The sequence below is a fragment of the Streptomyces specialis genome (assembly GCF_001493375.1).
Taxonomy (GTDB): domain Bacteria; phylum Actinomycetota; class Actinomycetes; order Streptomycetales; family Streptomycetaceae; genus Streptomyces; species Streptomyces specialis.
In genome coordinates, this window is sequence record NZ_LN929893.1 from 70,771 (window position 1) to 94,171 (window position 23,401).

Sequence of the window (23,401 nt, forward strand, 5' to 3'; positions counted from 1 at the left end):
AGGTCTGTCCGGCCCGGGTGCGCCATGAACCTTCCGGCACCTTCCTGCACACGAAGGGACCATGCCCGCCTATGTATCCAGCACCCTCCCCCGTGATCGCCAGGCAGCGGCAACGGCCGGGCGTCCGGCCCGCCGCGGCCGTCGCCGGCGCGGACGAGCGGGTCTCCCGCCGTCCCCGCCGGAACGGTCCGCCGCCCGCCGCGGGCCGGCTGGACCTCTCGGGCGCGCGGGGCGACCGGCTGCGCGCCGCGCTGTCCGCCGTGCACGAGATCTGCCCGGAGTTCGCCCCGGCGCGGGTGCTGCGGGACGCCGGGGACTCGGTGACGTTCATCGGGACCACCGGCCGGCGCGCGGCGGTCGCGAAGCGTCTGCTGGACCCGGCCGGGGGCGGGGCGGAACGCATCCGGCGCGAGATAGCGGCGTACCGCGGCTTCGTGCGGTACCGGCCGCCGGTGCGGGTGCCGGGGCTGATCGCCGACGACCCGCACGGCTGCACGCTGGTCACCGAGTTCATCGCCGGGCGCCGCGCGGCCTCCGGCCGGGCGCCGGTCCACGGTGCGGCCGGGCCCGGGTCCGGGGCGTCGCCCGCCGAGCTACGGGCGGCGCTGGCCGTGGTGTGCCGGCTCAACACGTGGCGCCCGCCCGCGCGGATGTTCCCCAGGATGATCAACTACCCGGCGGTGCTGGCGCGTTACCACACGCTGGGGCTCCTCACCGACCGGGACCTGAGCGATCTGAAGACGCTGCTGCACGGGCTGACCGGGCGCGTCGGCCGGCGGGAGCCGCCCCGGCAGTTCTGTCACGGCGCGGTCACCCCGGCGAGCGTGCTGCTGGCGCCGGCCGGTCCGGTGCTCCTGGGCTGGGACGCGGCCGGCTGGTATCTGCCGGGGTACGACCTGGCGACGCTGTGGGCCTCGGTGGGCGACGCGCCGCTGACCCGGCGGCACATCAGCCAGGCGGCGCACACGGCGGGCGTTCCCGGGCGGGACGCCTTCCTGGTCAATCTGATGCTGGTGCTCACCCGGGAGATCCGCCGCTGCGAGAACGCGGTGCGACGGGCGATGCGCCATCCGGACGTGCCGCGGGCGGCCGGGGCCGACGGGCCGGGCGGCCCGCTGGCCTACGGCGAGGAGCAGCGGCTGCGGCTGCGGCGGCTGCACGAGGACTGGGCGCTGGCCCGCCACGCCGTCCGCACGGCGGTGGGCACGCGGTGAGCGCGCGGGCCCTGGCCGGCCGGGGCGGCCGGCCGGGTCAGCGCTGGAACATCTCCGCCGGGAGCGGCTTCAGGAGCTGGTAGAGCTCGTCCGTGATCGGCCGGTCCCAGCTCGCGATGGTGACGAGCACGCCGTCGTTCCGGTCGAACTGGACGCAGGAGATCCGGCCCTCGGAACACAGCACGCGGCGCACGATGAGCAGGCTCCCGTCGTGCATGACCGGGGTCTCCTCGGTGCCGGTGACCTGGATGTCCTCGTCGATCTCCAGCGCCGCGAGGAGCTGGTGCACCTCGAACGGCACCTCGCCGTCGGCCACGTCCCGGGCCGGGGAGCCCGCCGGCAGATTGCCGATGACCATCGCCGGGCCGCGTCCGCCGAACAGGTCGTACCGCAGCACCACGCCCTGGCAGCTTCCGTCCGGCGCCGGGAGCAGCCCGGCGCCGAGCACTCCGGGCCAGTCGCCCGGGTCCATGGCCAGCACGTCGAAGTCGGGGCCGGCGGGTGAAGCGGCGTTGCGGCGGCGGAGAAACGACATGCCGCCATGGTACGTCCGGCGGCCTCAGCGCTCCGCCGCCGGACGGTCCCGCAGGGTGGCCACCTGGCGGTACAGTTCGACGGCCTCCAGGGACCTGCCGAGCTGCTCCAGGCAGTGCGCCTCGTCGTTGCGGCTGGCCAGCGCGTCCGGGTGGCCGGGGCCGAGGACCCGCTCCCGGGCCGACCGCACCTGCCGGTGCTCCTCCAGGGCCTCCTCCCACCGGTCGAGCCAGCCCAGCGCGACGGCGATCTCGCGGCGGCTGACCAGGGTGTCGGCGTGGTCGGCGCCCAGCAGGCGGGCGCGGGCCGCCCAGACCTCCCTGGCCTCGGACAGCGCCTCCTCCCAGCGGCCGAGCCGGCCCAGGCTGACGCCGCGGCCGTGCCGCGCGCGCAGCGTCTCGGGGTGGTCCGGGCCCTGGGCGGCGGACCTGGCGGTGACGAGGTCGGTGTAGAGGGCGAGGGCCTCGGCGGGGCGGCCCAGCCGGCCGAGGCTCACGCCCGCGTCGTAGCGGGCGTCGAGGGTGGCCGGGTGGTCGGGGCCGAGGGTGCGGGCCCTGGCCTCGGCGACCCGCAGGTAGCCGTCGAGGGCCTCCTCCCAGCGGCCGAGGCGGCCCAGCGCGTAGGCGGCCTCGAAGCGGCTGTCCAGGGTCTCCGGGTGGTCCGCGCCGAGCGCGCCCTCCCCCTCGGCGGCGACGGCGCGGGGCACGTCGTACGCCTCCTCCCAGCGGCCGAGGCGGCCCAGGCTGGGCCCGGCGCGGTGCCGGCTGGCCGGCACCGCCAGGTACTCGGGGGCGGGGCCCGGGCCCTCGGCGGGCAGCCGCGCGACGGTGGCCCCCGGCACGCCGGTGGTCCACTGGCCGGTCAGCCCGGCCGACCGGTCCGGCGGCGACAGCCGCAGCGACCAGGAGCCGCTGGCGCGGGACCCGGCCCGCATGCCGCGCGTCCAGTCCGGCAGCCGCTCGGCCGGGCGCTGGGCGGGCACCCGCACGGTGAGCGTGCCGCCGCGCCCGGCCGCGACCAGGGCGCGGGCGCGCCCGGCGGCGTCCTCGGGCCGGTCGCCGGGGTCCTTGGCGAGGAGCGCGAGGATGAACTCCTCCATCGCCTCGGGCAGTTCGGGGCGGCGGGCGCGCCCGCCGCCCCGCCCTGCCCGACGAGGACGGCCCCGGGGTCGCCGCGGTCGAACGGCGGGGCGCCCGGGGCGCGCCCGCGCACGGCGCCGCCCCGCCGCGCCACGACCCCCCGGGGGGCCGCGTCGGCAGCGTCAGATTTGTATGAGAGACGGGGATGGCCCAGGGGTCGCCGAGGTCGAACGGCGGGGCGCCGGTGGCGATCTCGTACAGGACGCAGCCCAGCGAGTACAGGTCGCTGCGGTGGTCCACGGCCAGGCCCGCGATCTGCTCGGGCGACATGTAGTGCGGAGTGCCCATGGCCATGCCCGCGGAGGTGAGCTTGGCGCTGAGCCCGATGTCCTGGGCGAGCCTGGCGATGCCGAAGTCGCAGATCTTCACGGTGCCGTCCGTCAGCCGCATCACGTTGGCCGGCTTCAGGTCGCGGTGGATGATGCCCTGCTCGTGGGTGTAGGCGAGGGCGGCGGCGACCTGGTCCGCGATGTCGGCGATCTCCTCGACGGACAGCGGGTCGGGCCGGCGCTCGTGCAGCAACTGGCTGAGGTTGTGGCCGTCGAGCAGCTCCATCACGAGATACAGAACGCCGTCGGCCTCGCCGAAGTCGTGCACCACGGTGATGCCCCGGTGCTGGAGCGCGGCGGCCATCCGGCCCTCGCGCCGGAAGCGCTCGCGCAGGGCGCGCAGGAACGGCTCCTCCTGCCGCGTGCCCAGCGGTTTCAGGCACTTGACGGCGACCCGCCGGTCCAGTGCCTCGTCGCGGGCCCGCCAGACCTCGCCCATGCCACCGCGCCCGATGAGTTCGAGCAGGTGGTAGCGGCCGTGGATGAGCGTGCGTGCGGCCATGTCGATCTCTCGCCCCCGTCGTCCGGCTTCTCCCGCCCCCACCGGCTTCCCGCCGGCTGTTCAGTCCTTCCGGTCTACCCAAGTCTTCCCGGGTCTTCCCAGTATGGCTTCCAGCAACGGACGTTCTTATGCCAACCGGCGGGAAAAGTGACTTCCCCCGGCCTTTCGGAGTTCACCCTGCCGGGTGACGGACCGGGGGGCGGACGATGGGCGGAGACGGGCCACCGGCCTCACCTGGTGCGGTAGCCTCGCTGCGGACCACACAGTTGCCCTGCGGCAACAGTGCGGGTTCGCGGTATGTGCGAGTATTGCCCGTCCGTTCGTGTGGGCGGACGGCGCTGCGCTTGATCTGTTCGACCCTGTCGGAATTGGTGCGGATCGAGGTTGGACATGAGTGACGCGACGGCCGCGGGCTCGCGCAGCAGAACCGCGCGGGGCGCCGCCAAGGTCGGTGAGCCGGAGCTGCGTCAGCTCCTGGCCGGGCTGACGGCTGTCCGGGACGGCGACTTCGGGACGCGGCTCCCGGACGACGCGGGCGGCCTTCTCGGCGAGATCGCCACGGTGTTCAACGGCATGGTGGACCAACTCTCGCTGTTCACCTCGGAGGTGACGCGGGTCGCCCGCGAGGTCGGCACCGACGGCCGGCTGGGCGGGCAGGCGGAGGTGCCCGGCGTCTCGGGGACATGGCAGGCGCTGACCGAGTCCGTCAACGCGATGGCGGGCAATCTCACCACGCAGGTCCGCGACATCGCGCAGGTGGCCACCGCGGTCGCCCAGGGCGACCTGTCGCAGAAGATCGACGTGGACGCGCGGGGCGAGATCCTGGTGCTGAAGGAGACCGTCAACACGATGGTCGACCAGCTCTCCGCGTTCGCCGACGAAGTCACCCGCGTCGCCCGGGAAGTGGGCAGCGAGGGACGGCTCGGCGGACAGGCACAGGTGCCGGGCGTCGGCGGCGTGTGGCGCGACCTCACCGACTCCGTCAACTTCATGGCCGGCAACCTCACCGACCAGGTCCGGAACATCGCGCAGGTGACGACGGCCGTCGCCCAGGGCGACCTGTCGCAGAAGATCACCGTGGACGCGCGCGGCGAGATCCTCGAACTCAAGAGCACCGTCAACACGATGGTCGACCAGCTCTCCGCGTTCGCCGACGAAGTCACCCGCATGGCCCGGGAGGTCGGCACCGAGGGCATGCTCGGCGGACAGGCCGAGGTGCCGGGCGTCGGCGGCGTGTGGCGCGACCTCACCGACTCCGTCAACTTCATGGCCGGCAACCTCACCGACCAGGTCCGGTCCATCGCCCAGGTGGCCACCGCCGTCGCGCAGGGCGACCTGTCGCAGAAGATCACGGTGACGGCGCGCGGCGAGATCCTGGAGCTGAAGAACACCATCAACACGATGGTCGACCAGCTCTCCGCGTTCGCCGACGAGGTCACCCGCGTCGCCCGCGAGGTCGGCACCGAGGGCAACCTGGGCGGGCAGGCCACCGTCCGGGGCGTCTCCGGCACGTGGAAGGACCTCACCGACAACGTCAACGTGATGGCGTCCAACCTGACCGGTCAGGTGCGGTCCATCGCGCAGGTCGCGACCGCGGTGGCCCGGGGCGACCTGTCGCAGAAGATCACCGTCGAGGCGAAGGGCGAGGTCGCCGCCCTGGCCGGGGTGATCAACACGATGGTCGACACGTTGTCCGCGTTCGCCGACGAGGTCACCCGCGTCGCCCGCGAGGTCGGCACCGAGGGCATGCTCGGCGGGCAGGCGCGCGTGCCGAACGTGGCCGGCACGTGGAAGGACCTCACCGACAACGTCAACTCCATGGCCACCAACCTCACCAACCAGGTGCGGAACATCGCGCAGGTGACGACGGCCGTCGCGCAGGGCGACCTGACGCGCAAGATCGACGTGGACGCGCGGGGCGAGATCCTGGAGCTGAAGACGACGATCAACACGATGGTCGACCAGTTGTCGGCGTTCGCCGCCGAAGTCACCCGCGTCGCCCGCGAGGTGGGCAGCGAGGGGCGGCTGGGCGGCCAGGCGGAGGTGGAGGGCGTCTCCGGCACCTGGAAGCGCCTCACCGAGAACGTCAACGAGCTGGCCGGGAACCTGACCCGCCAGGTCCGGGCGATCGCCGAGGTCACCAGCGCGGTCGCCGAGGGCGATCTGACGCGGTCCATCACGGTGGACGCGTCCGGCGAGGTCGCGGAGCTGAAGGACAACATCAACTCGATGGTGCGGTCCCTGCGCGAGACGACCCGCGCCAACCAGGAGAAGGACTGGCTGAAGACCAACCTGGCGGGCATATCGGGCCTCATGCAGGGCCGCCGCGACCTGTCGGTGGTGGCGGACCTCATCATGGACGAGCTGACGCCGCTGGTCGGCGCGCAGTTCGGCGCGTTCTACCTCGCCGAGGAGCACGCCGGCGGCACGGAGCTGCGGCTGATCGGCTCCTACGGCTACCCCGACCCGGCGGACCGGCCCGTCCGTTTCCGCCCGGGCCAGTCCCTGGTGGGGCAGGCGGCGCGCAGCCGGCGCGTCATCGCCGTGGACGACCTGCCGGCCGGGTACGTCACCATCTCCTCCGGCCTGGGCTCGGCGGCCCCGGCCAGCCTGATCGTGCTGCCCATCGTGGCGGAGGAACAGGTGCTGGGGGTGATCGAGCTGGCCTCGACGCATGCCTTCACGCCGGTCCACCGGGACTTCCTGGAACAGTTGATGGAGACCATCGGCGTCAACGTCAACACCATCCTGGCCAACGCCCGGACGGATGAACTCCTGGAGCGCTCGCAGCGGTTGACCGCCGAACTCCGGGCGCGTTCGGAGGAGCTCCAGGTCCGGCAGGAGGAACTCCAGCTCTCCAACGCGGAGCTGGAGGAGAAGGCGGCCCTGCTGGCCGCGCAGAACAGCGACATCGAGACGAAGAACCTGGAGATCGAGCAGGCGAGACAGGAGCTGGAGGACCGGGCGCAGCAGCTCTCCCTGGCGTCGAAGTACAAGTCGGAGTTCCTGGCCAACATGAGCCACGAGCTGCGCACCCCGCTCAACAGCCTGCTGGTCCTGGCCCAGTTGCTCGCGCAGAACCCGACGCGGAACCTCAGCCCCAAGCAGGTCGAGTACGCGGGCATCATCCACTCCGCCGGCTCGGACCTGCTCCAGCTCATCAACGACATCCTCGACCTGTCGAAGGTCGAGGCGGGCAAGATGGACGTCCACCCCGAACGCGTCCCGCTGCGCCGCCTGGTGGAGTACGCCGAGGTCACCTTCCGGCCGCTGACCACCGAGAAGGGCCTGGAGTTCCGGGTGACCACCGCGCCCGGCGTGCCGACGGACCTGCTCACCGACGACTCGCGGCTGCGGCAGGTGCTGCGCAACCTGCTGTCCAACGCGGTGAAGTTCACCGAGTCCGGCAGCGTCGAGCTGCGGATCGAGCCGGTCGCCCCGGCGGAGCTGCCGTCCTCGGTCCGCCACCACGGCACGGCCATCGCGTTCCGGGTGCGCGACACCGGCATCGGCATCCCCGAGCGGCAACTGGAGACGATCTTCGGCGCGTTCCAGCAGGCCGACGGCACCACGAGCCGCAAGTACGGCGGCACCGGCCTGGGTCTGTCCATCAGCCGCGAGATCGCGTACCTGCTGGGCGGGGCCGTCACGGCGTCGAGCACACCGGGCGAGGGCAGCACGTTCACGCTCTATCTGCCGGTCGCCAGGCCGGACTTCGCCGGCCCGCCCACCGGCGATCCGGGCGCCGCGGCGCTGCCCGCCGCGCCGCCCGGGCAGCAGCGGCGGCGGGTGCTGGTCATCGAGCGGAACCCGCGCGGTCTGCTCTCCCTGGTCACCGAGAACGCGGTCGCCGACCTCGCCGAGAACCCGGGCCTGGCCGACGCGCCCGGCGGCATCGAGGTCGTCACCGCCACGGACACCCGGGAGGCGGCGTCCCTGCTGGCGGCCCAGAGCTGCCACTGCGTGGTGCTGGAGCTGGGCGGCGGCACCGCGGACGACGCGGCACCGGCCTTCCTGGAGGCCCTGGGGAACGATCCGGCGCTGCGCGGGGTGCCCGTGCTGGCCCACCACAAGCGGCGGCTGGACCCCGAGCGGGAGGCGGCGCTCCACGCCCGCGCCGTGGACCGGCCGCTGGAGCTGCTGTCCAGCCTGGACGAGCTGCGCGAACGCGTCACCCTGCACCTCAGCGCCCACGACGCGGGCGGCGTGCTCCCGCTGGTGCGGGCCGAGAACGCCGGCGAGGCCCCGGCCGGGCGGCCCGACGGCGCGCTGGCCGGGCGGACCGTGCTGGTGGTGGACGACGACGCGCGGAACGTGTACGCCCTCACCGGCATCCTGGAACTGCACGGCATGCGGGTGCTGCGCGCCGACAACGGCCGCAAGGGCATCGAGACGCTGCGCGGCCACCCGGAGGTGGACCTCGTCCTGATGGATGTGATGATGCCGGAGATGGACGGCTACGCGGCGACCACCGCCATCCGGGCCATGCCCGGCTACGCGGACCTGCCGATCATCGCGGTCACCGCGAAGGCGATGCCGGGCGACCGGGAGAAGAGCCTCGCCTCCGGCGCGAGCGACCACGTGACGAAACCCATCGACACCAACGACTTCATCGCCTGCGTCCGACGCTGGCTGGACGCGTGAGGCCCGCGAGGAGCGGCTCGTGTCCATCCCCCAGCAGCCGGGCCCCCGGTCCCCCGATTCCCCGCCGCCGGGCCGGCGGGAGCCGGACCGCTCCCCCGTTCCCGGGCCCGCCGGAGCCGACGCCGTGCGGCTCGCGGCCACGGTGGAACGCCTGCGCCGCCGCCTGGCGGAGGAGCGGGCCGCGGCGGACGACCGCGCGCTGATCGAGCTGGCCAAGGGCGTGCTGGTGGAACGGCTGGGCTGCGGCCCGGCCGAGGCCGACCGGCAGCTCACCGGCCTCGCCCGCCGGGCGGGCGTGTCGCTGCTGGAGCTGGCCGCCGACGTCGTCAACCGGTCCGCGCCCGACCGGCTCACCGCGGCGGCCCGCGACACCGGCGGCCCGGCCGCCGCGGTGCGGCTGCGCGCGGCGGAGAGCGGGATGCTGGCCGCGGGCGACGACGCGCAGCGGGTCGCCGCGTCGATCCTGGCGCACGCCCTGGCGCCGCTGGGCGCGAACGCGGTGGCGATCTGGGCGGCGGGCCCGGACCTGACGCTCACCCTGGCCGGGCACGCCGGGTTCCTGCCGGAGGAGGCCACCCGGTGGCGCCACATCCCGCCGGGGGTGGCGACGGTGGCCGGCCGCGCGCTCGCCGAGCGCGGCAGCGTGTGGCTCCGTTCCCTGGCGGAGTCGGGGCTGCCGTCGATCGGCCACCGGGAGTTCCCCGGGGGCCGATCGACGGCATACCTCTCCCAATCCGCTGCGGCGGCAGCGGGAGTTGTGTAAGAGAGACGGGATCCGCTGGCCCGGCGCGCTGGAGCCGCAGCCGCCGGTGATCCGGCGGCAGGTGGAGGCCCTGGCCGAGCTGTGCGCGCACGCCCTGGAGAACGGCGCCGACGCCGCGCCCGGCGCCGCGGAGGAGTCCGTCGCCGACCGGGCCGTCTCGGAGCTGGTGGACCTGGCCGACGGCCTGCACGACCCGGCGCTGGTGCTGCTGCCGCACCTGGACGGCGGCACGCTGACCGACTTCCGCATCCACCACGTCAACAGCCGCTTCCTCGACCCGGCGGGCCGGTCGCGCGCCACGCTGGCGGGCGCGCTGCTGCTGGAGGCGTACCCGATGACGGCGGGCGAGAGCGGCCTGTTCTCGCGGATCGAGCACGTGTGGACCACGGGTGAGCCGTTCCGCGCCGAGCGGATGGCCCTGACCGCCCTGGTCGGCCAGGTGCCGCTGACCGCGACCGCCGACGTGGGCCTGAGCCGGCACGGCCGGGGCGTGCTGCTGGTGTGGCGGGTGCTGGACGAGACCGCGCGGCTCGCGACCCTGCTCCAGCACGCGCAGCGCCTGGGCCGTATCGGCGGCTTCGAGGAGAACGTCGCGACCGGCGAGATCACCTGGAACAACCAGCTCTTCTCGCTCTACGGGCTGGCGCCGGCCGCCGGGCCGATTCCGCTGGAGCAGCTCCCGGCGCAGGCGCACCCGGACGACGACGTCGCCATCGGCCGTTTCCTGCGGACCTTGCTGCACCACCGGCGGCCCGCGTCCACCGCGTTCCGTCTCCGGCGCCCGGACGGCGTCGTGCGGCACATCCGGGTGGTGGCCGAGCCGGTGCTGGACGCGCGGGGGCAGGTCCATCTGGTGCGCGGCGCCTACCAGGACATCTCCGCCCAGCACTGGACCGAGGTGGCGCTGGCCGCGACCCGGGACCGGCTCGCGCACAGCGAGCAGGAGTCGGCGGAGCACAGCCGCCTCGCGCTCCAGTTGCAGCACGCGATCATGCCGCCGTCCCGGGGCCCGATCGACGCCCCCGGGCTGCGGGTCGCGGTGCGGTACCGGCCGGCGGAGATCGACCATCTGGTCGGCGGGGACTGGTACGACGCGGTGGTGCTGCCGTCGCGGGAGATCCTGCTGTGCGTGGGCGACGTCGCGGGCCACGGCATCGGGGCGGCCACCGACATGGTCGTGCTGCGCAACGCGCTGCGCGGCCTGGCCACCACGGGCGCGGGCCCGGCGCAGCTCCTGTCGTGGCTGAACCTCGTCGCCCACCACCTGACCGACCATGTGACCGCCACGGTCGTCTGCGCGCTGTACGACCCGCGGACGCGGCGGCTGCGGGGGGCCAGGGCCGGGCACCTGCCGCCGGTCCTGATCCGCGACCGGGAGACCACGACCCTGCCGATGCTGGACGGGCTGCTGCTGGGCGCGCTGGCGGAGACCGGCTACGAGGAGGGGCAGGTGCAGTTGGAGCCGGGCGACACGCTGCTGATGTTCACGGACGGGCTGATCGAGCGGCGGGCCCGTTCCGTGCAGCAGTCCCTGGGCCGGCTGCTCACCACGGCGCAGGACGCCGGCGACGACCTGGAGCGCCGGCTCGACCACGTGCTCACCCACAGCAACGCCGACACCGACGACGACACCTGCCTGGTCGGCATCCACCTGCGCTGACCGCGCCCGCCGGGCCGGACCGTTCCGCCCGGGGTGGCATGAGCGCGGCGGGCCGGGGTAATCGGGCGGGGCGAGCGAGGAAAGGTGAGGTGAGACGTGGTGACGAGCACCGACCACCGGCCCAGGGCGAGCGTCCAGGCGGACCCGGAGGACTCCGTGGGCGCCCTGGTGTCCCGGGCCTCGGAGCAGGTGTCGCGGCTGGTCCGTGACGAGCTGCGGCTGGCCCAGGCGGAGATGACGGACAAGGGCAAGCGGTTCGGGATCGGCGGCGGCATGTTCGGCGCCGCCGCGATCGTTGCGGTCGTGGCCTTCCAGGCGCTGGTCGCCACCGGGATCGCGGCCCTGGCACTGGCGATGCCGGTGTGGGCGGCGGCGCTGATCGTGACGGGGGCGCTGCTGGTGCTGGCCGGGACGCTGGCGGCGCTGGGCCGTAAGAAGGTCGGCCAGGCCACGCCCCCGGTGCCCGAACAGGCGATCGACAGCGTGAAGGCGGACGTCGCCGAGATCAAGGAGAGGGCGCACCGATGACCGGCGGGACCGAGACGGCGACGACGCGCGAGCTGCGCGAGCGGGTGGAGGGCACCCGGGAGGAGCTGGGCGAGACGGTGGCCCGGCTGGCGGCCAGGACGGATGTGAAGGCGCGGGTCCGGGAGAGCGCGGACCGGGCGCGGCAGGCCGTGCGCGGCAACCCGGTGCCGGTGGTGGCCGGGACGGCGGTGACGGCGGCCGCGGTCGTGGCGTCGGTGACCGCGGTACGGGCCTGGAGGAGCCGATGAAGGCGTCGAAGATCGCGTACAAGCCCGTCGGTCTGGCTCTCGGCGCGCTCAGCGGCGCGCTGGCCGGGGCGGCGTTCAAGCAGGCGTGGAAGGTGATCGGGAACGACGAGGACGCCCCCGACGCGACCGACGTGGACCGGGCCTGGCGGGAGATCCTGCTGGCTGCGGCGTTGCAGGGCGCGATCTTCGCCGTGGTGAAGGCCGCGGTGGACCGGGGCGGTGCCACGGCCACGCACCGGCTGACCGGGGTCTGGCCGGGCTGAGCGCGCCCGCGAGCGGCGGGGGGGCGGGACGGTCCGCCCCCCCCCCGGTCCATGCCCGCCCGCGCGGTGCGGCCCGGGTGGCTAACCTGACCAGGAGGCCCCGCGTGCGCGGGCCCGGACCGGAAGCCACAGGCGACAGGTGCACGGATGACTGGTGATGGAAGCCACCGGGGGTGACGCGCCCGGCGGGGCGGACGGCGAGCGGCTGCGGCTGTTCACCGAGGTGGACGATGTCCCGGAAGAGGCCGAGCTGCTGCGGCTGGCGCTGCACCAGGCGGTCGCGGCCGTGGGCGGGCTCGGCGGGCTGGCGCATCTGCGCGATCCGGAGGACGGCGCGCTGCGGCTGGCGGCGGTCGGTGGCCTGCCGCGGCGGATCGCCCAGCAGTGGGAGCGGCTCGACCCGGACGCGGCGACCGCGCCCGCCCGGGCCGTGCGTGAGGGGCGCGCCATGTGGCTGCCGTGCGACACGCCCGCGCTGCCCGGCGGGACCCGGGTCCCGGCCGGGGTGACCGGGGTGCTGGCCGTGCCGCTGCCGGGCGCGGACGGAACCGCCGGGGTGCTGTCGGTGCTGACGATGGCCGTGCCCGGCGAGGAGATACGGCGTTTCGCGGGCGAGCTGGCGGACGCGGCGGGCGAGCGGCTCCGCGAGATCCGGCCCAAGAAGGTGCGGGTGCCGCCGCCCTGGTGGCAGGAGCCCTCCGGGTCGCGGCTGCGGGGGGCCGTGCACGCGGTGCGGGTCGGGACGTGGCGCTGGGACCTGCGCACGGGGAAGCTGCGGATGGACGACGCCGCCCGGGACCTGCTGCGCACCACGCGCCTGGCGTCCCGGTGGGACGACCGGATGCGGAGCTGGCTGGACCGCATCCACCCGGACGACCTGCCCGGTGTGCTGGAGGCGGCCGAGCAGGCGATCGAGTCGGGCGACCCGTTCGCGGCGGAGTACCGCATGATCGCCGAGGACGGGCGGGTCGGCTGGGTCGAGGTGCGCGGCCAGACGACGTACGCGCCGGACGGGACACCGCTCGAGGTCTCCGGCACGGCCTGGGACACCACCGCCGAGCGGGCCAAGGACCGGTCGGTGAGCCGGGTGCTGAACCACATGCCCGACGCCTTCTTCGTGGTGGACGGCACCGACTGGCGCGTGCTGTACGCCAATCAGCGGGCGGAACGGCTCTCGTCGGGCGAGTCGGTCCCGCTGGTGGGGCGGGTGCCGTGGGAGGCGCTGCCGGGGCTGGAGGAGGTGGGCCTGAAGGAGCGGTTCGAGCGGGCCATGGCGGGCGACGTGCCGGTGATGTTCGACGCGCACCTGGCGCGGGACGACGTCTGGTACCGGTTCCGGCTGGTGCCGGTGGCGCCGCATCTGGCCGTCATCATCGCGGACGTGACGGCGGAGCGGCGGGCCGTGCAGTCGGCGACCGAGCGGGCCCGGCGGATCGACGCGCTGACCGGCGCCCTGGCGCAGGCGCTGACCGCGCGGGACGTGGCGCAGGCGGTGGCCGACCACGTGCTGCGGCCGTTCGGCGCGAGCGGCGTGCTGATGCACACGCTGTTCGACGGGCGGCTGCACCTGGTGGGCGCGGTGGGCTACCCGCCGGGCTACACGGAGCTGCTGGGGCGCCTGAGCCAGCAGGAGCGGCTGCGGCTGATAGCCGGCCGGTCGCCGTTGTTCTTCAGCTCCCGCGAGGAGTTCCTCGGTGCCTTCCCCCGGTTCGAGGAGGTCGTCACGGCGGGCGGCAAGAACGCCTGGGCGGTGCTGCCGCTGACCGCGTCCGGGCGGACCGTCGGGAGCTGCGTGATCTCCTACGACCGGCCGCGGCGCTTCTCCGACGACGAGAGCAGCCTGCTGACCACGCTGAGCGGCCTCGTCGCGCAGGCGCTGGAACGGGCCCGGCTGTACGACCGGGAGCACGGCCGCGCCCAGCAGCTCCAGCGCGCCCTGCTGCCGCACGTGCTGCCGACGCTCCCGGCGCTGACCGCCGCGGCCCGTTACCGGCCGGCCGGCGGGCAGGTGGACGTGGGCGGCGACTGGTACGACACCATCCCGCTGTCGGCCGACCGGGTCGCCGTGGTGATCGGTGACGTGATGGGCCACGGCCTGCACGAGGCCATGACGATGGGCCGGCTGCGGACCGCCGTGGCGACGCTGACCGCGCTGGAGTTCCCGCCGGACGAGCTGCTGGCGCACCTGAACGACATCGTCGTCGGCCTCGGCGGCGACGTGTACGCGACGTGTCTGTACGCGATCTACGACCCGACCACCGGCACCTGCACCCTGGCCAGCGCGGGCCATCCGCCGCCCGCGATCGTCGCGCCGGACGGGCAGGCCCGGTTCGTGGACATGCCCAGCGGTCCGCCGCTGGGGACGGCCCAGCTCGCGTTCGAGACCAGGGACGTGACCCTCGCCGAGGGCAGCCTGCTGGTGCTGTACACCGACGGTCTGATCGGCACCGCCGAGTCCGACCTCGGGTCGGGGATGTCCCGGCTGGGCGCGCTCCTGGCCGACGCGGCGGCCTCCCCGGCCCCGCCGCCCGCGGCGTCCCGCCGCGAGGAGGCCGCCTGGCTGGAGGACCTGTGCGACCGCCTGACCGCGGCCCTGCCCTCGATGAGCCCGCACCCGCAGGACGACGCCGCCGTGCTGGCGCTGCGCACCCACCGGCTGCCGGAGGAGGACATCGCCGCCTGGGACCTGCCCGAGGACCCGGCCGCCGCCGGGCAGGCCCGGGAGCATGTACGGGCCCAGTTGGCGGCCTGGGGTCTGGGGGAGCTGGAGATGACGACGGAGCTGGTCGCCAGCGAACTGGTCGGCAACGTCATCCGGCACGCGGCGGGCCCGATCCGGCTGCGGCTGCTCCGCAGCACGGTCCTGACCTGCGAGGTGTCCGACGGCAGCGAGGCGACTCCCCGCATCCGGCACACCTCGGTCCTGGACGAGAGCGGACGCGGTCTGCAACTGGTCGCCGCGATGACCCGCCGCTGGGGCGCCCGCTACACGCACACCGGCAAATCGATCTGGACGGAACAGCCCCTCCCCCTGACCGCGACCGACCGTCACTGAGAGGACGACGGCAAACCGCCGGTCCCGGGGGCCGGGTGGGAGACCTCCCCCACGTCCGGGCCGTGCGGCGACCCGACGAGCCGGGCGGCGACCGCGAGGAGCTGTGTGGCGGTTCGGTGCGTTCCGTGGCGTGAGCCGGTCATGCGTGGCGCCACCCGAAGCCCGGACGCCGCAGACCATGCCGTGTCCCGACGCGGGGCCGGCGTTCGCGTGAGCGAGAACACCATTGCCCGCGCCGGTGACCGGTGCCAGACTCAGCCCTCGAACGCCCGTGCCATGTCGCGCGGGTGGCCGGCGGCCAATGGTGGCGCGCGCGGTAGGGGAGGGTCACATGGCCGAGTACCGTCCGGGGGGCCGAGGCGCCCGTGCCGCGGTGATCCGCGCCGCCTGCCGGATCTTCGTCAGGACCACGCTGGCCTGGTGGCCGCTGCGCGGCCCGCTGTCCCGCCTGATGCCCGTGGTGAACCTCGTGATGCGGCCCGTGCCGAGGCTGCGCGCCACCGAGTTCCGGCGGGTGGACGGCGGGACGTGGCGGGGCGAACTGGTCGCGCCGCGCGGGCGTCTGGACGTCACGCGCGCCGCCCTGCTGTATCTGCACGGCGGGGCGTTCGTCTTCTGCGGCCTGGCCACGCACCGCCGCATCGTCGAACGGCTGGCCCTGCGCACCGGGCTGCCGGTGCTCTCCGTCGACTACCGGCAGCTCCCGAAGGGCGCCCTCGACGCGTCGCTCGCCGACGCGACCGACGCGTTCCGCACGCTGGTGGCGCGCGGGACCGATCCGGGGGCGATCGTGGTCCTGGGCGACTCGGCCGGGGGCCACCTGGCGTTCGCGCTGGCGCTGGAGACCCGGCGCGCCGGGCTCGGGTCGCCCGCCGGCGTCGTCGGCCTGTCCCCCTGGCTGGACTTCGAGAGCGAGGCCAAGCAGGCGCACCCCAACGCCCGCCGGGACGTGTTCATACCGGCCAGGCGGCTGGCCCGGGTGGGCCGCCTGTGCACCGGGACGACGGACGGCCCGGTCGATCCGCTCCGGTCGCCCGTCAACGCCGACCTGTCCGGTTTCCCCCCGGTGCTGATCCAGTGCGCCGAGGACGAAGTCCTGCGTCACGACGCGGAGCTGATGGGTGAACGGCTGGCCGCGGCGGGTGTCGAGCACACCGTGCAGGTCTGGCAGGGGCAGGTGCACGCCTTCCCGGTGCTCGCCCACGCCCTGCCGGAGAGCCGCGCCGCACTCGACGAGATCGCCGGCTTCATTGCCGGGGTGCTGGACGCCGACCGCGGCGCGGCCCGGCCGGACACCGTCTGACTCCCCGGCTCCGTGAGGGGCCGCCCCGCGCCGACTCCTCGCTTGTCATGCGCACGCCATTCTACGCGCATGGGAAAAGACCGGCCACCCCACTTCCCTCACCGGGGGCGTATCAGCATAATCATCATGCTGAATTGGTCGCCCCGGAAAGGCCCGTCATGAACCCCGACGACTCCCTACCCGTCCTGATCGCCGGCGGCGGGCCGGTGGGGCTCGCCACCGCGCTGGAGCTGGCCCACCACGGCGTCGGCTCGCTGGTCGTCGAGCCGCGCGCCACCGTGTCGTGGCTGCGGCCCCGGGCCAAGACCGTCTCCGCGCGCACCATGGAACTCTTCGCCCGCTGGGGCCTCGCCACCGTGATCCGCGACCGCGCGCCGCTGCCCGTCGCGTGGTCGGACGAGGCCGTGTTCGCCACCCGGCTCCTCGGGCGCGAGATCACCCGCGTCACCGGCTGTTTCGGCCTGGCCCTCGGCGGCCCCGCCCGCGCCGCCGAGCCGGGACAGCAGGCGCCCCAGCCACTGGTCGAGGAGGTCCTGCGCGAGGCGGTCGGCGCCTCGCCGCACGCGGCGCTGCTCACCGGCTGGCGGGTCGCGGCGCTGCGCCAGGACCAGGACGGCGTCACCGCCTCCCTCGCCGGCCCCGACGGCGCGGCCCGCGAGATCCGCGCGGCGTACGCGGTCGGGTGCGACGGCGGGCGCGGCGTGACCCGCGCGGCGATCGGCGCGCGGTACGAGGGGGCCGACGACGCGCGCCCCAACGTCAACGTCGTCTTCCGCGCGCCGGGGCTGGCCGAGCGGGTGCCGCACGGTCCCGCCGTCCACTACTGGGTGCTCGACCCGTCCCGGCCCGGGGTGCTCGGGCGGCTGGACCTGGACGCCACCTGGTGGTGCATCGCCCAGGGCGTGGACCGGGCGGCCGGTGAGGCGGACCCGGCCCGGCTGGTGCGCGAGCTGGTGGGCGCGGACGTCGAGCCGGAGATCCTGGCCACCGACCCGTGGCAGGCGCGGATGCTGCTGGCCGACCGGTACGGCGAGGGGCGGATCTTCCTCGCCGGGGACGCCGCCCACCAGAACCCGCCCTGGGGCGGGCACGGCTTCAACACCGGCATCGGCGACGCGGTCAACCTCGGCTGGAAGCTCGCCGCGGTGCTGAACGGGTGGGCGCCGCCCGCGCTGCTGGCGAGCTACGAGGCCGAGCGCCGCCCCATAGCGGCCCGGACCATCGAGGAGGCCGCGCGGAACATGGCGACCCTCGCCCCCGAGCTGTCCGATCCCCGGCTCACCGGCACCGACGAGGAGTTCGCGGCGGCCCGGCCGGCGGTCGCGGAGGCGGTCCACCGGACGAAGGACGGCGAGTTCCACAGCCTCGACCTGGTTCTCGACTACGCCTACGAGGGTTCGCCCGTCGTCGCCGGTGGCCCGGGGCGGCGACTGCCGCACCGCTGGCTGCGGCCCGGCGACTCCCTGTACTCCCGCCTCGGCCGCGGCTTCACCCTCCTGGGCGACCTGTCCGTGCCCGGCGTGCGGGACTTCACGGCCGCCGCCCGCGAGCTGGGCGTCCCGCTGACCACCGCCGACCACCGCCTCCCCGCCCCGGCCGGACCGCTGGCGCTGGTCCGTCCCGACCAGCACGTCGCCTGGTACGGCGCCGACGGGCGCGCCGCCCACGCCGTCCTGCGCCGCGTCACCGGCCACCCCACCGCACCCTGACGGCTCCCGGCCGGCAGGACGAACGACCATGACCGAGGAACAGACCGTGACCCACTCCTCCCCGACCATCCCCGCGACGCGGCGAGGGGCTCTGCCCCTGGCGTTTCTCGTCTTCTTCATCGACGGGTACGACCTCTTCGTCCTCGGCACCGTGGGCCCCTCGCTGCTCCACCACGCGGAGTGGGACGTCTCCCCCGGCACGCTCGGCACCCTCGGCAGCGTCACCGCGGCGGGCATGCCGCTGGGTTCCCTCCTCGCGGGCTGGGCCTCCGACCGCTGGGGCTACCGCCTGCCGATGGCGGCCTCGGTCGCGTGGGTCTCGGTGTGCATGCTGGTGGCGGGTCTCGCGCCCGGCCTCGGCCTGTTCGGGGCCGCCCGCTTCGGCACCGGCATCGGCATCGGCGCGCTGGCCCCCGTGGTCGGCGCGTTCGTCGCCGGGGCGGCCCCGAAGGGGCGCCGCGCGCTGCACCTGGCCGTGGCGATGGGCGCCATCGGCGTCGGCGGCACGGGCTGCGCCCTCCTCGGCCGGCTGCTGCTGCCGGAGACGCCGTTCCAGCGGCTGTTCCTGATCGGCGCCCTGCCGCTGCTGGCCGTCCCACTTATCTGGCGGACCGTCCCGGCCCGGGGGCGGACGGCGGGAAGCGGCCAGGACCGGGTTCCGGTGGGCGCGCTGTTCGCGCCGGCCGGCCGGCGCGTCACCGTCCTGTTCTGCGCGACGGCGTTCATGAGCCTGGCCCTGCTGTTCTCGACCACCGCCTGGCTGCCCACGGTGATGCTCCGGTCCGGATACGACCTGAAGTCGTCGCTGGAGTTCTCGATCGCCTTCACCATCGGGGCGAGCGTCGGCGTCATGGGGCTGGCGCTGCTGGCCGACCGAGGTCACCTCAAGGCCGTCACCCTGGGGTGCTTCCTGCTGGCGGCGTGCGCGCTGTTCCTGCTGAGCACGCCGCAGGAGCGGTGGCTGCTGCTGGTGATGTCGGCCGTGGCGGGACTCGGCTCGCTCGGCGGTCAGAACATGGTGATCGCCTGCATGAGCGCTTACTTCCCGGCCCGGCTGCGCGGCACCGCCCTGGGGTTCTGCCTGGCCGTCGGCCGGGCGGGCGCGATCATCGGCCCGACCTACGTGGCCTTCGCCACCGATCTGTCCGACTCCGCCAAGGCCGGGTTCTACGCCTTCATGATCCCCGCCGTCCTGGGCGCGGTCCTGGTGTCCTTCCTGCCGCGCGGCATGACTCCCGCCGGGGAGCCGGACCGCCGCTGAGCCCGGCCGTGCCGTATGTCCGGATATGACCCAGACTGATCGGAAGACATGGCGCGGCGGGAAACGCGGCGCCGTACACCCGGAGCGAGGGACCGACATGAACGGCACGGACGGCATCGACGGCACGGACGGCACGCGGCGCACGGTCGTCGTCGGCGCGGGCGCGGCCGGGCTCGGCGCCGCGCGGCTGCTGGCGGACGCCGGCCGGGACGTGGTGGTGCTGGAGGCCCGGGACCGCGTCGGCGGCCGGGTCCACACCGACAGGACCTGGGAGGGTGTCCCCGTGGACCTGGGCGCCTCGTGGATTCACGGCGTCCGCGGCAATCCCCTCACCGAGCTGCGCGACCGCTTCCAGGTCCCGACCGCGGTCACGGACCTGGACTCGCTGCTCGTCCACGACCCGTCGGGGACACCGGTGCCCGGGGACGAACAGGCCCGGATGCGCGCCCACGCCGAGGAGATCATCGACCGCTTCGACCGCGACGGGTCCCTGCCGGCCGCCGCCCGGTGGACCGACACCCACCGGCGGGGCGTGCGCTACTTCCTGTGGCAGCACTTCGAGAACGAGTTCGGCGCGGGCCCCCGCGAACTGTCCCACCGCTGGTACAGCGACGCCGTGTTCGCCGGCGAGCAGGAGATCGTTCCCGGCGGCTACGACCAGCTCTTCCGGCCGCTGTCCGCGGGGCTCGACATCCGGTTCGGCCAGGACGTCACCCACATCTCCCACGACGGCACCGGCGTCACCGTCCACACCGCGCGGGGCACCGAACTGCCCTGTTCCGACGTGATCGTGACCGTGCCGCTCGGCGTTCTGCGCGGCGGCGGGCTCAGCTTCTCGCCGGACCTGCCGCCCGCGAAGCGGGAGGCCCTCGACCGCCTGGCGATGGGCACGCTCTCCAAGACCTGGCTCCGCTTCCCGCGCGTCTTCTGGGACGACGCCGTCCTGACCCACGCCTACCTCGGCACCGAGGACGACGCCTGGTCCGAGTGGTACAGCTTCGCCCGCGTCCACGACGGCGCCCCGGTGCTGCTGAGCCTGAACGGGGGCCCCGCCGGCCGCGCCATCGAGGCGCTGAGCGACCGCGACATCGCCGGCCGGGCGACGGCCGTGCTGCGCCGGTGGTTCGGCGACGCCGCCGAGACACCGGTGGCGCTCCAGAACAGCCGCTGGACGCAGGACCCCTACGCCCTGGGCTCGTACTCCATCACGCCGCCCGGGGCGTCGCCCGAGGACCGGGACACCCTCGCGGCCCCGATCGCCGGGCGGATCCACTTCGCGGGCGAGGCCACACACTCCACCTGCCACCAGACCGTGCACGGCGCCCTGCTCAGCGGGCGCCGCGCCGCCCGCGCCGTGATGGCCGGATCCCGGCGCGCCGCCGGGGCGGCGGCCGTCGGCTCCTGACGCTTCCGCCCTTTCGATCGCTCTCCGGAAGGAATACGGGATGCCCGGGATCTGGCGCATGCCCCACGAGACCGCCGAGCAGGCACGGACCTGGATGGCCTGGCCGCCGGGCGGATACACCCTCGGCGACGACCCCTTCGAGGCGGAGACCGCCCGCCGGGCCTGGGCCGCCGTCGCCAACGCCATCGTCGGCTTCCAGCCGGTCTCGATGCTCGTCACCGAACGGGAACGCCCGCACGCCGCGGCGCTGCTCTCCCCCGGCGTCGAGATTCTCGTCACCGAACTCGACGACGCCTGGCTGCGCGACACCGGGCCGACGTTCGTGGTGAGCGACGGGCCGGAGCCGCGCCTGGCCGCGGTGGACTGGGTGTTCAACGGCTGGGGCGCCCAGGAGTGGGCGACCTGGGACGCCGACGCCCTGGTCGGCCGCGCCGTCGCCGGACTCGCCGAGGCGATGATCGTGCCCACCCGGATGGTCGCCGAGGGCGGCGGGCTGCACACCGACGGCGAGGGCACGTTCCTGGTCACCGAGACCGTGATGCTGGACCCCGGCCGCAACCCGGGCTGGACGCGGGAACGGGTGGAGGACGAACTGGCGCGGACGGTCGGGGCGGAGAAGGTGATCTGGCTGCCGCGTGGACTGACCCGCGACTACGGGCGGTTCGGCACGCGCGGGCACATCGACATCCTGGCCACGTTCCCCGGTCCTGGCCGGGTCCTCGTGCACGACCAGCGCCACGAGGACCATCCCGACCACGAGGTGTCACGGCACGCCGCCGAAACACTGGCCGCGGCGACCGACGCCAGGGGCCGGCGGCTCACGGTGCGCGGGCTGCCCGCGCCGGAGGTCGTCAAGGACGAGGACGGGGACTGGGTCGACTACAGCTATGTCAACCATGTGGTCTGCAACGGCGCCGTCATCGCCTGCGCGTTCGGCGATCCGGCCGACAAGACGGCGATGGACATCCTGGCCCACGCCTATCCGGGGCGGCGGATCGTCCCGGTCGACGCGCGCCCCCTGTTCGCCCGGGGCGGCGGCGCGCACTGCGTCACGCAGCAGCAGCCCGCCATCCCGCCGGCACCCCCGCACACCTGAACGGAATTCGCCGCGCGTCCCCGGGACGGTGAGGGAAAACCGGAATTCGCCTTTGACGGCACCGGGAGCGGAAACGTCCCGCGCCCGGACAACGGGCCGAACTCGGGTGGAGCGGTCAACGTCACCGTGCGAGGCTGACGCTACCCGGATTCCTACCGGCCCCGGACGGATCACCAAGGAGATCGACCATGGAAACCGACGTTCCTTTCAGCATCGGTGGCTGGCTCCCGGACCAGGAGACCATCGGTGAGTGGCTGACCGGCGTCCTCACCGAGATGGAACAGGAGACGGAAGGGTGGAGACGCCCGAAACCGCTGCACCCGGTGATCCGGGAACTCAAGCAGTTCATCGACACCACTCCCGAGGTCTACATGCTGTTCAGGGCCATGCTCTGGCAGAACCGCGAGACCAAGACACCGACCAAGTATCCCCAGGTGAAGGATGTCGACGTCCTGTTGCAGCTTTTCAACCGCTTCATGACGCGAGCCCCCCAGTGGAATGACAGCGGGGTCGTGGGTTTCCCGTTCAACGCGGCACTGAACTGGCCGATGGGCACGCACGCCGGCCTCTCCGTATTCCTGAACAGGCAGGTGAACGCTCATTTCAAGAAGATGCTGAACACCTGGTCCACATTCCTCCGATCACCCGATTCGAGGGATGTGCTGACCGCCGACAGAGGAACCGGGTGGTTCTCGGAGCGCGCCCTGGCGGAGATGAAGAAGCGCAATGGAGCCGACTTCGAGGACCTGTTCGACTGCGACCCGAGCAAGCCCTACTGGGGCTTCGCCTCGTGGGACGACTTCTTCACCAGACCCTTCCGGGCCGGGAAACGGCCCCCCGCCGAGGGCGCGGATGTCATCGTCAACGCCTGCGAGTCGACGCCGTTCCGGCTGAGCACGAACGTCGAGCGCGAGGCGCTTTTCTGGCTCAAGGGGCAGCCGTACTCCGTCGCGCACATGCTCGACCACCACCCGCTGGCCGAGGAATTCGTGGGCGGCACGATCTACCAGGCGTTCCTCGACGCGTACGCCTATCACCGCTGGCACAGCCCGGTCGACGGAACCATCGTCGGCACCCGGGTGGTGGACGGCACGTACTTCTCCACGAGTCACCTCGCGGGAAAGGACGCGGCGGCACCGGACAAGTCCCAGCCCTACCTCACCCAGGTGGCCACCCGCGCGATGATCTTCATCGAGGCGGACAACCCGGCCATCGGCACCATGTGTGCCCTCCCGGTCGGCATGGCCGATGTCTCCTCGTGCGACGTCACGGTCTACGAGGGCCAGAGAGTCGCGAAGGGCGACCAGTTGGGGATGTTCCACCACGGCGGCTCCACCCACTGCCTCATGTTCCGCAAGGGAGTCGATCTCACCTTCGAGCCCCAGAAGTTCCCCGGCGAGAAGAACGTGCTGCTCAACGCCAAGCTCGCGACGGTGAGGAAGTGACGGTCCGCCGGTGAGCGGAGCGGTCCCGCCACTCCGGTGGCGGGACGCCGGTACGCCGCCGCCCGGAGCCCGGCCCCGGGTGATCGCGCCGCTCACCGGCCGCGTCCGGGCGCCGGGGAACGGTGAGGGTCGGGGTGCGGTAGCCGGGTGGCGCGGGTTCCCCGACGGGCACGCCGTCCACCTCGCCCCAGACGTGGGCCCGGAACGGCGCGACGCGCACCCCGGTGCACCAGGTGGGCCAGGAGCCGCCCATGCGGCGCAACAGCGCGGCGGTCAGGGCACGTTGCAGGCAGCCCTGCCCGG

The 23,401-nt window shown here is 74.2% G+C and carries 14 protein-coding genes and 2 pseudogenes; 13 read left to right on the top strand and 3 right to left on the bottom strand.

Going from position 1 to position 23,401, the window contains the following annotated elements:
* The first annotated feature begins 71 nt into the window (after positions 1–71).
* Positions 72–1,214: an aminoglycoside phosphotransferase family protein gene (locus BN2279_RS10075; RefSeq protein ID WP_059008365.1), complete on the top strand. Its 1,143-nt coding sequence runs from the start codon at positions 72–74 to the stop codon at positions 1,212–1,214.
* Positions 1,215–1,251: 37 nt separating this feature from the next.
* Here the strand turns inward: BN2279_RS10075 and BN2279_RS10080 are convergent, their stop codons facing one another.
* Positions 1,252–1,749 carry a hypothetical protein gene (locus BN2279_RS10080; RefSeq protein WP_059008366.1) on the bottom strand — a complete coding sequence of 166 codons (498 nt, stop codon included), beginning with the start codon at positions 1,747–1,749 and terminating at the stop codon, positions 1,252–1,254.
* A 24-nt stretch (positions 1,750–1,773) separates the two neighbouring features.
* A pseudogene (locus BN2279_RS10085) lies at positions 1,774–3,718 on the bottom strand (protein kinase domain-containing protein).
* A gap of 390 nt (positions 3,719–4,108) precedes the next feature.
* Between BN2279_RS10085 and BN2279_RS10090 the strand changes: the two are divergent.
* The 12 genes and pseudogenes from BN2279_RS10090 (at position 4,109) to BN2279_RS10145 (ending at position 23,098) form a co-directional block, all read left to right on the top strand.
* Positions 4,109–8,362 carry a HAMP domain-containing protein gene (locus BN2279_RS10090; RefSeq protein WP_059008367.1) on the top strand — a complete coding sequence of 1,418 codons (4,254 nt, stop codon included), beginning with the start codon at positions 4,109–4,111 and terminating at the stop codon, positions 8,360–8,362.
* 19 nt (positions 8,363–8,381) lie between these two features.
* A pseudogene (locus BN2279_RS10095) lies at positions 8,382–10,785 on the top strand (SpoIIE family protein phosphatase).
* 96 nt (positions 10,786–10,881) lie between these two features.
* On the top strand, positions 10,882–11,313 hold the full coding sequence (locus tag BN2279_RS10100; protein WP_234347721.1) for a phage holin family protein: 432 nt from the start codon (positions 10,882–10,884) through the stop codon (positions 11,311–11,313).
* Positions 11,310–11,561, top strand: a complete 252-nt coding sequence (locus BN2279_RS31470) for a DUF3618 domain-containing protein (protein ID WP_059008368.1) — start codon at positions 11,310–11,312, stop codon at positions 11,559–11,561. Before BN2279_RS10100 ends, BN2279_RS31470 begins: the two co-directional genes overlap by 4 nt.
* Positions 11,558–11,824, top strand: a complete 267-nt coding sequence (locus tag BN2279_RS10110; RefSeq protein WP_059008369.1) for a DUF4235 domain-containing protein — start codon at positions 11,558–11,560, stop codon at positions 11,822–11,824. Before BN2279_RS31470 ends, BN2279_RS10110 begins: the two co-directional genes overlap by 4 nt.
* 157 nt (positions 11,825–11,981) lie before the next feature.
* Entirely contained in the window at positions 11,982–14,879 is a 2,898-nt protein-coding gene (locus BN2279_RS10115; RefSeq protein WP_059008370.1) for a SpoIIE family protein phosphatase, read from the top strand.
* A gap of 331 nt (positions 14,880–15,210) precedes the next feature.
* Entirely contained in the window at positions 15,211–16,182 is a 972-nt protein-coding gene (locus BN2279_RS10120; RefSeq protein ID WP_059008371.1) for an alpha/beta hydrolase, read from the top strand.
* 158 nt (positions 16,183–16,340) lie between these two features.
* Positions 16,341–17,891, top strand: coding sequence for an FAD-dependent monooxygenase (locus BN2279_RS10125; RefSeq protein WP_059008372.1), 1,551 nt, complete (start codon positions 16,341–16,343; stop codon positions 17,889–17,891).
* A gap of 28 nt (positions 17,892–17,919) precedes the next feature.
* Positions 17,920–19,152, top strand: a complete 1,233-nt coding sequence (locus BN2279_RS10130) for an MFS transporter (RefSeq protein ID WP_059008373.1) — start codon at positions 17,920–17,922, stop codon at positions 19,150–19,152.
* Positions 19,153–19,249: 97 nt separating this feature from the next.
* Positions 19,250–20,557 carry a flavin monoamine oxidase family protein gene (locus BN2279_RS10135; RefSeq protein ID WP_059008374.1) on the top strand — a complete coding sequence of 436 codons (1,308 nt, stop codon included), beginning with the start codon at positions 19,250–19,252 and terminating at the stop codon, positions 20,555–20,557.
* A 40-nt stretch (positions 20,558–20,597) separates the two neighbouring features.
* Entirely contained in the window at positions 20,598–21,653 is a 1,056-nt protein-coding gene (locus BN2279_RS10140; RefSeq protein ID WP_059008375.1) for an agmatine deiminase family protein, read from the top strand.
* A 188-nt stretch (positions 21,654–21,841) separates the two neighbouring features.
* Positions 21,842–23,098, top strand: coding sequence for a phosphatidylserine decarboxylase family protein (locus BN2279_RS10145; RefSeq protein ID WP_059008376.1), 1,257 nt, complete (start codon positions 21,842–21,844; stop codon positions 23,096–23,098).
* On the opposite strand, the gene BN2279_RS27600 is transcribed toward BN2279_RS10145, so the two are convergent.
* On the bottom strand, positions 23,067–23,401 hold a 335-nt coding region (locus tag BN2279_RS27600), incomplete at its 5' end, for a lasso peptide biosynthesis B2 protein (protein ID WP_107115527.1). The two genes, BN2279_RS10145 and BN2279_RS27600, sit on opposite strands and share 32 nt — an antisense overlap.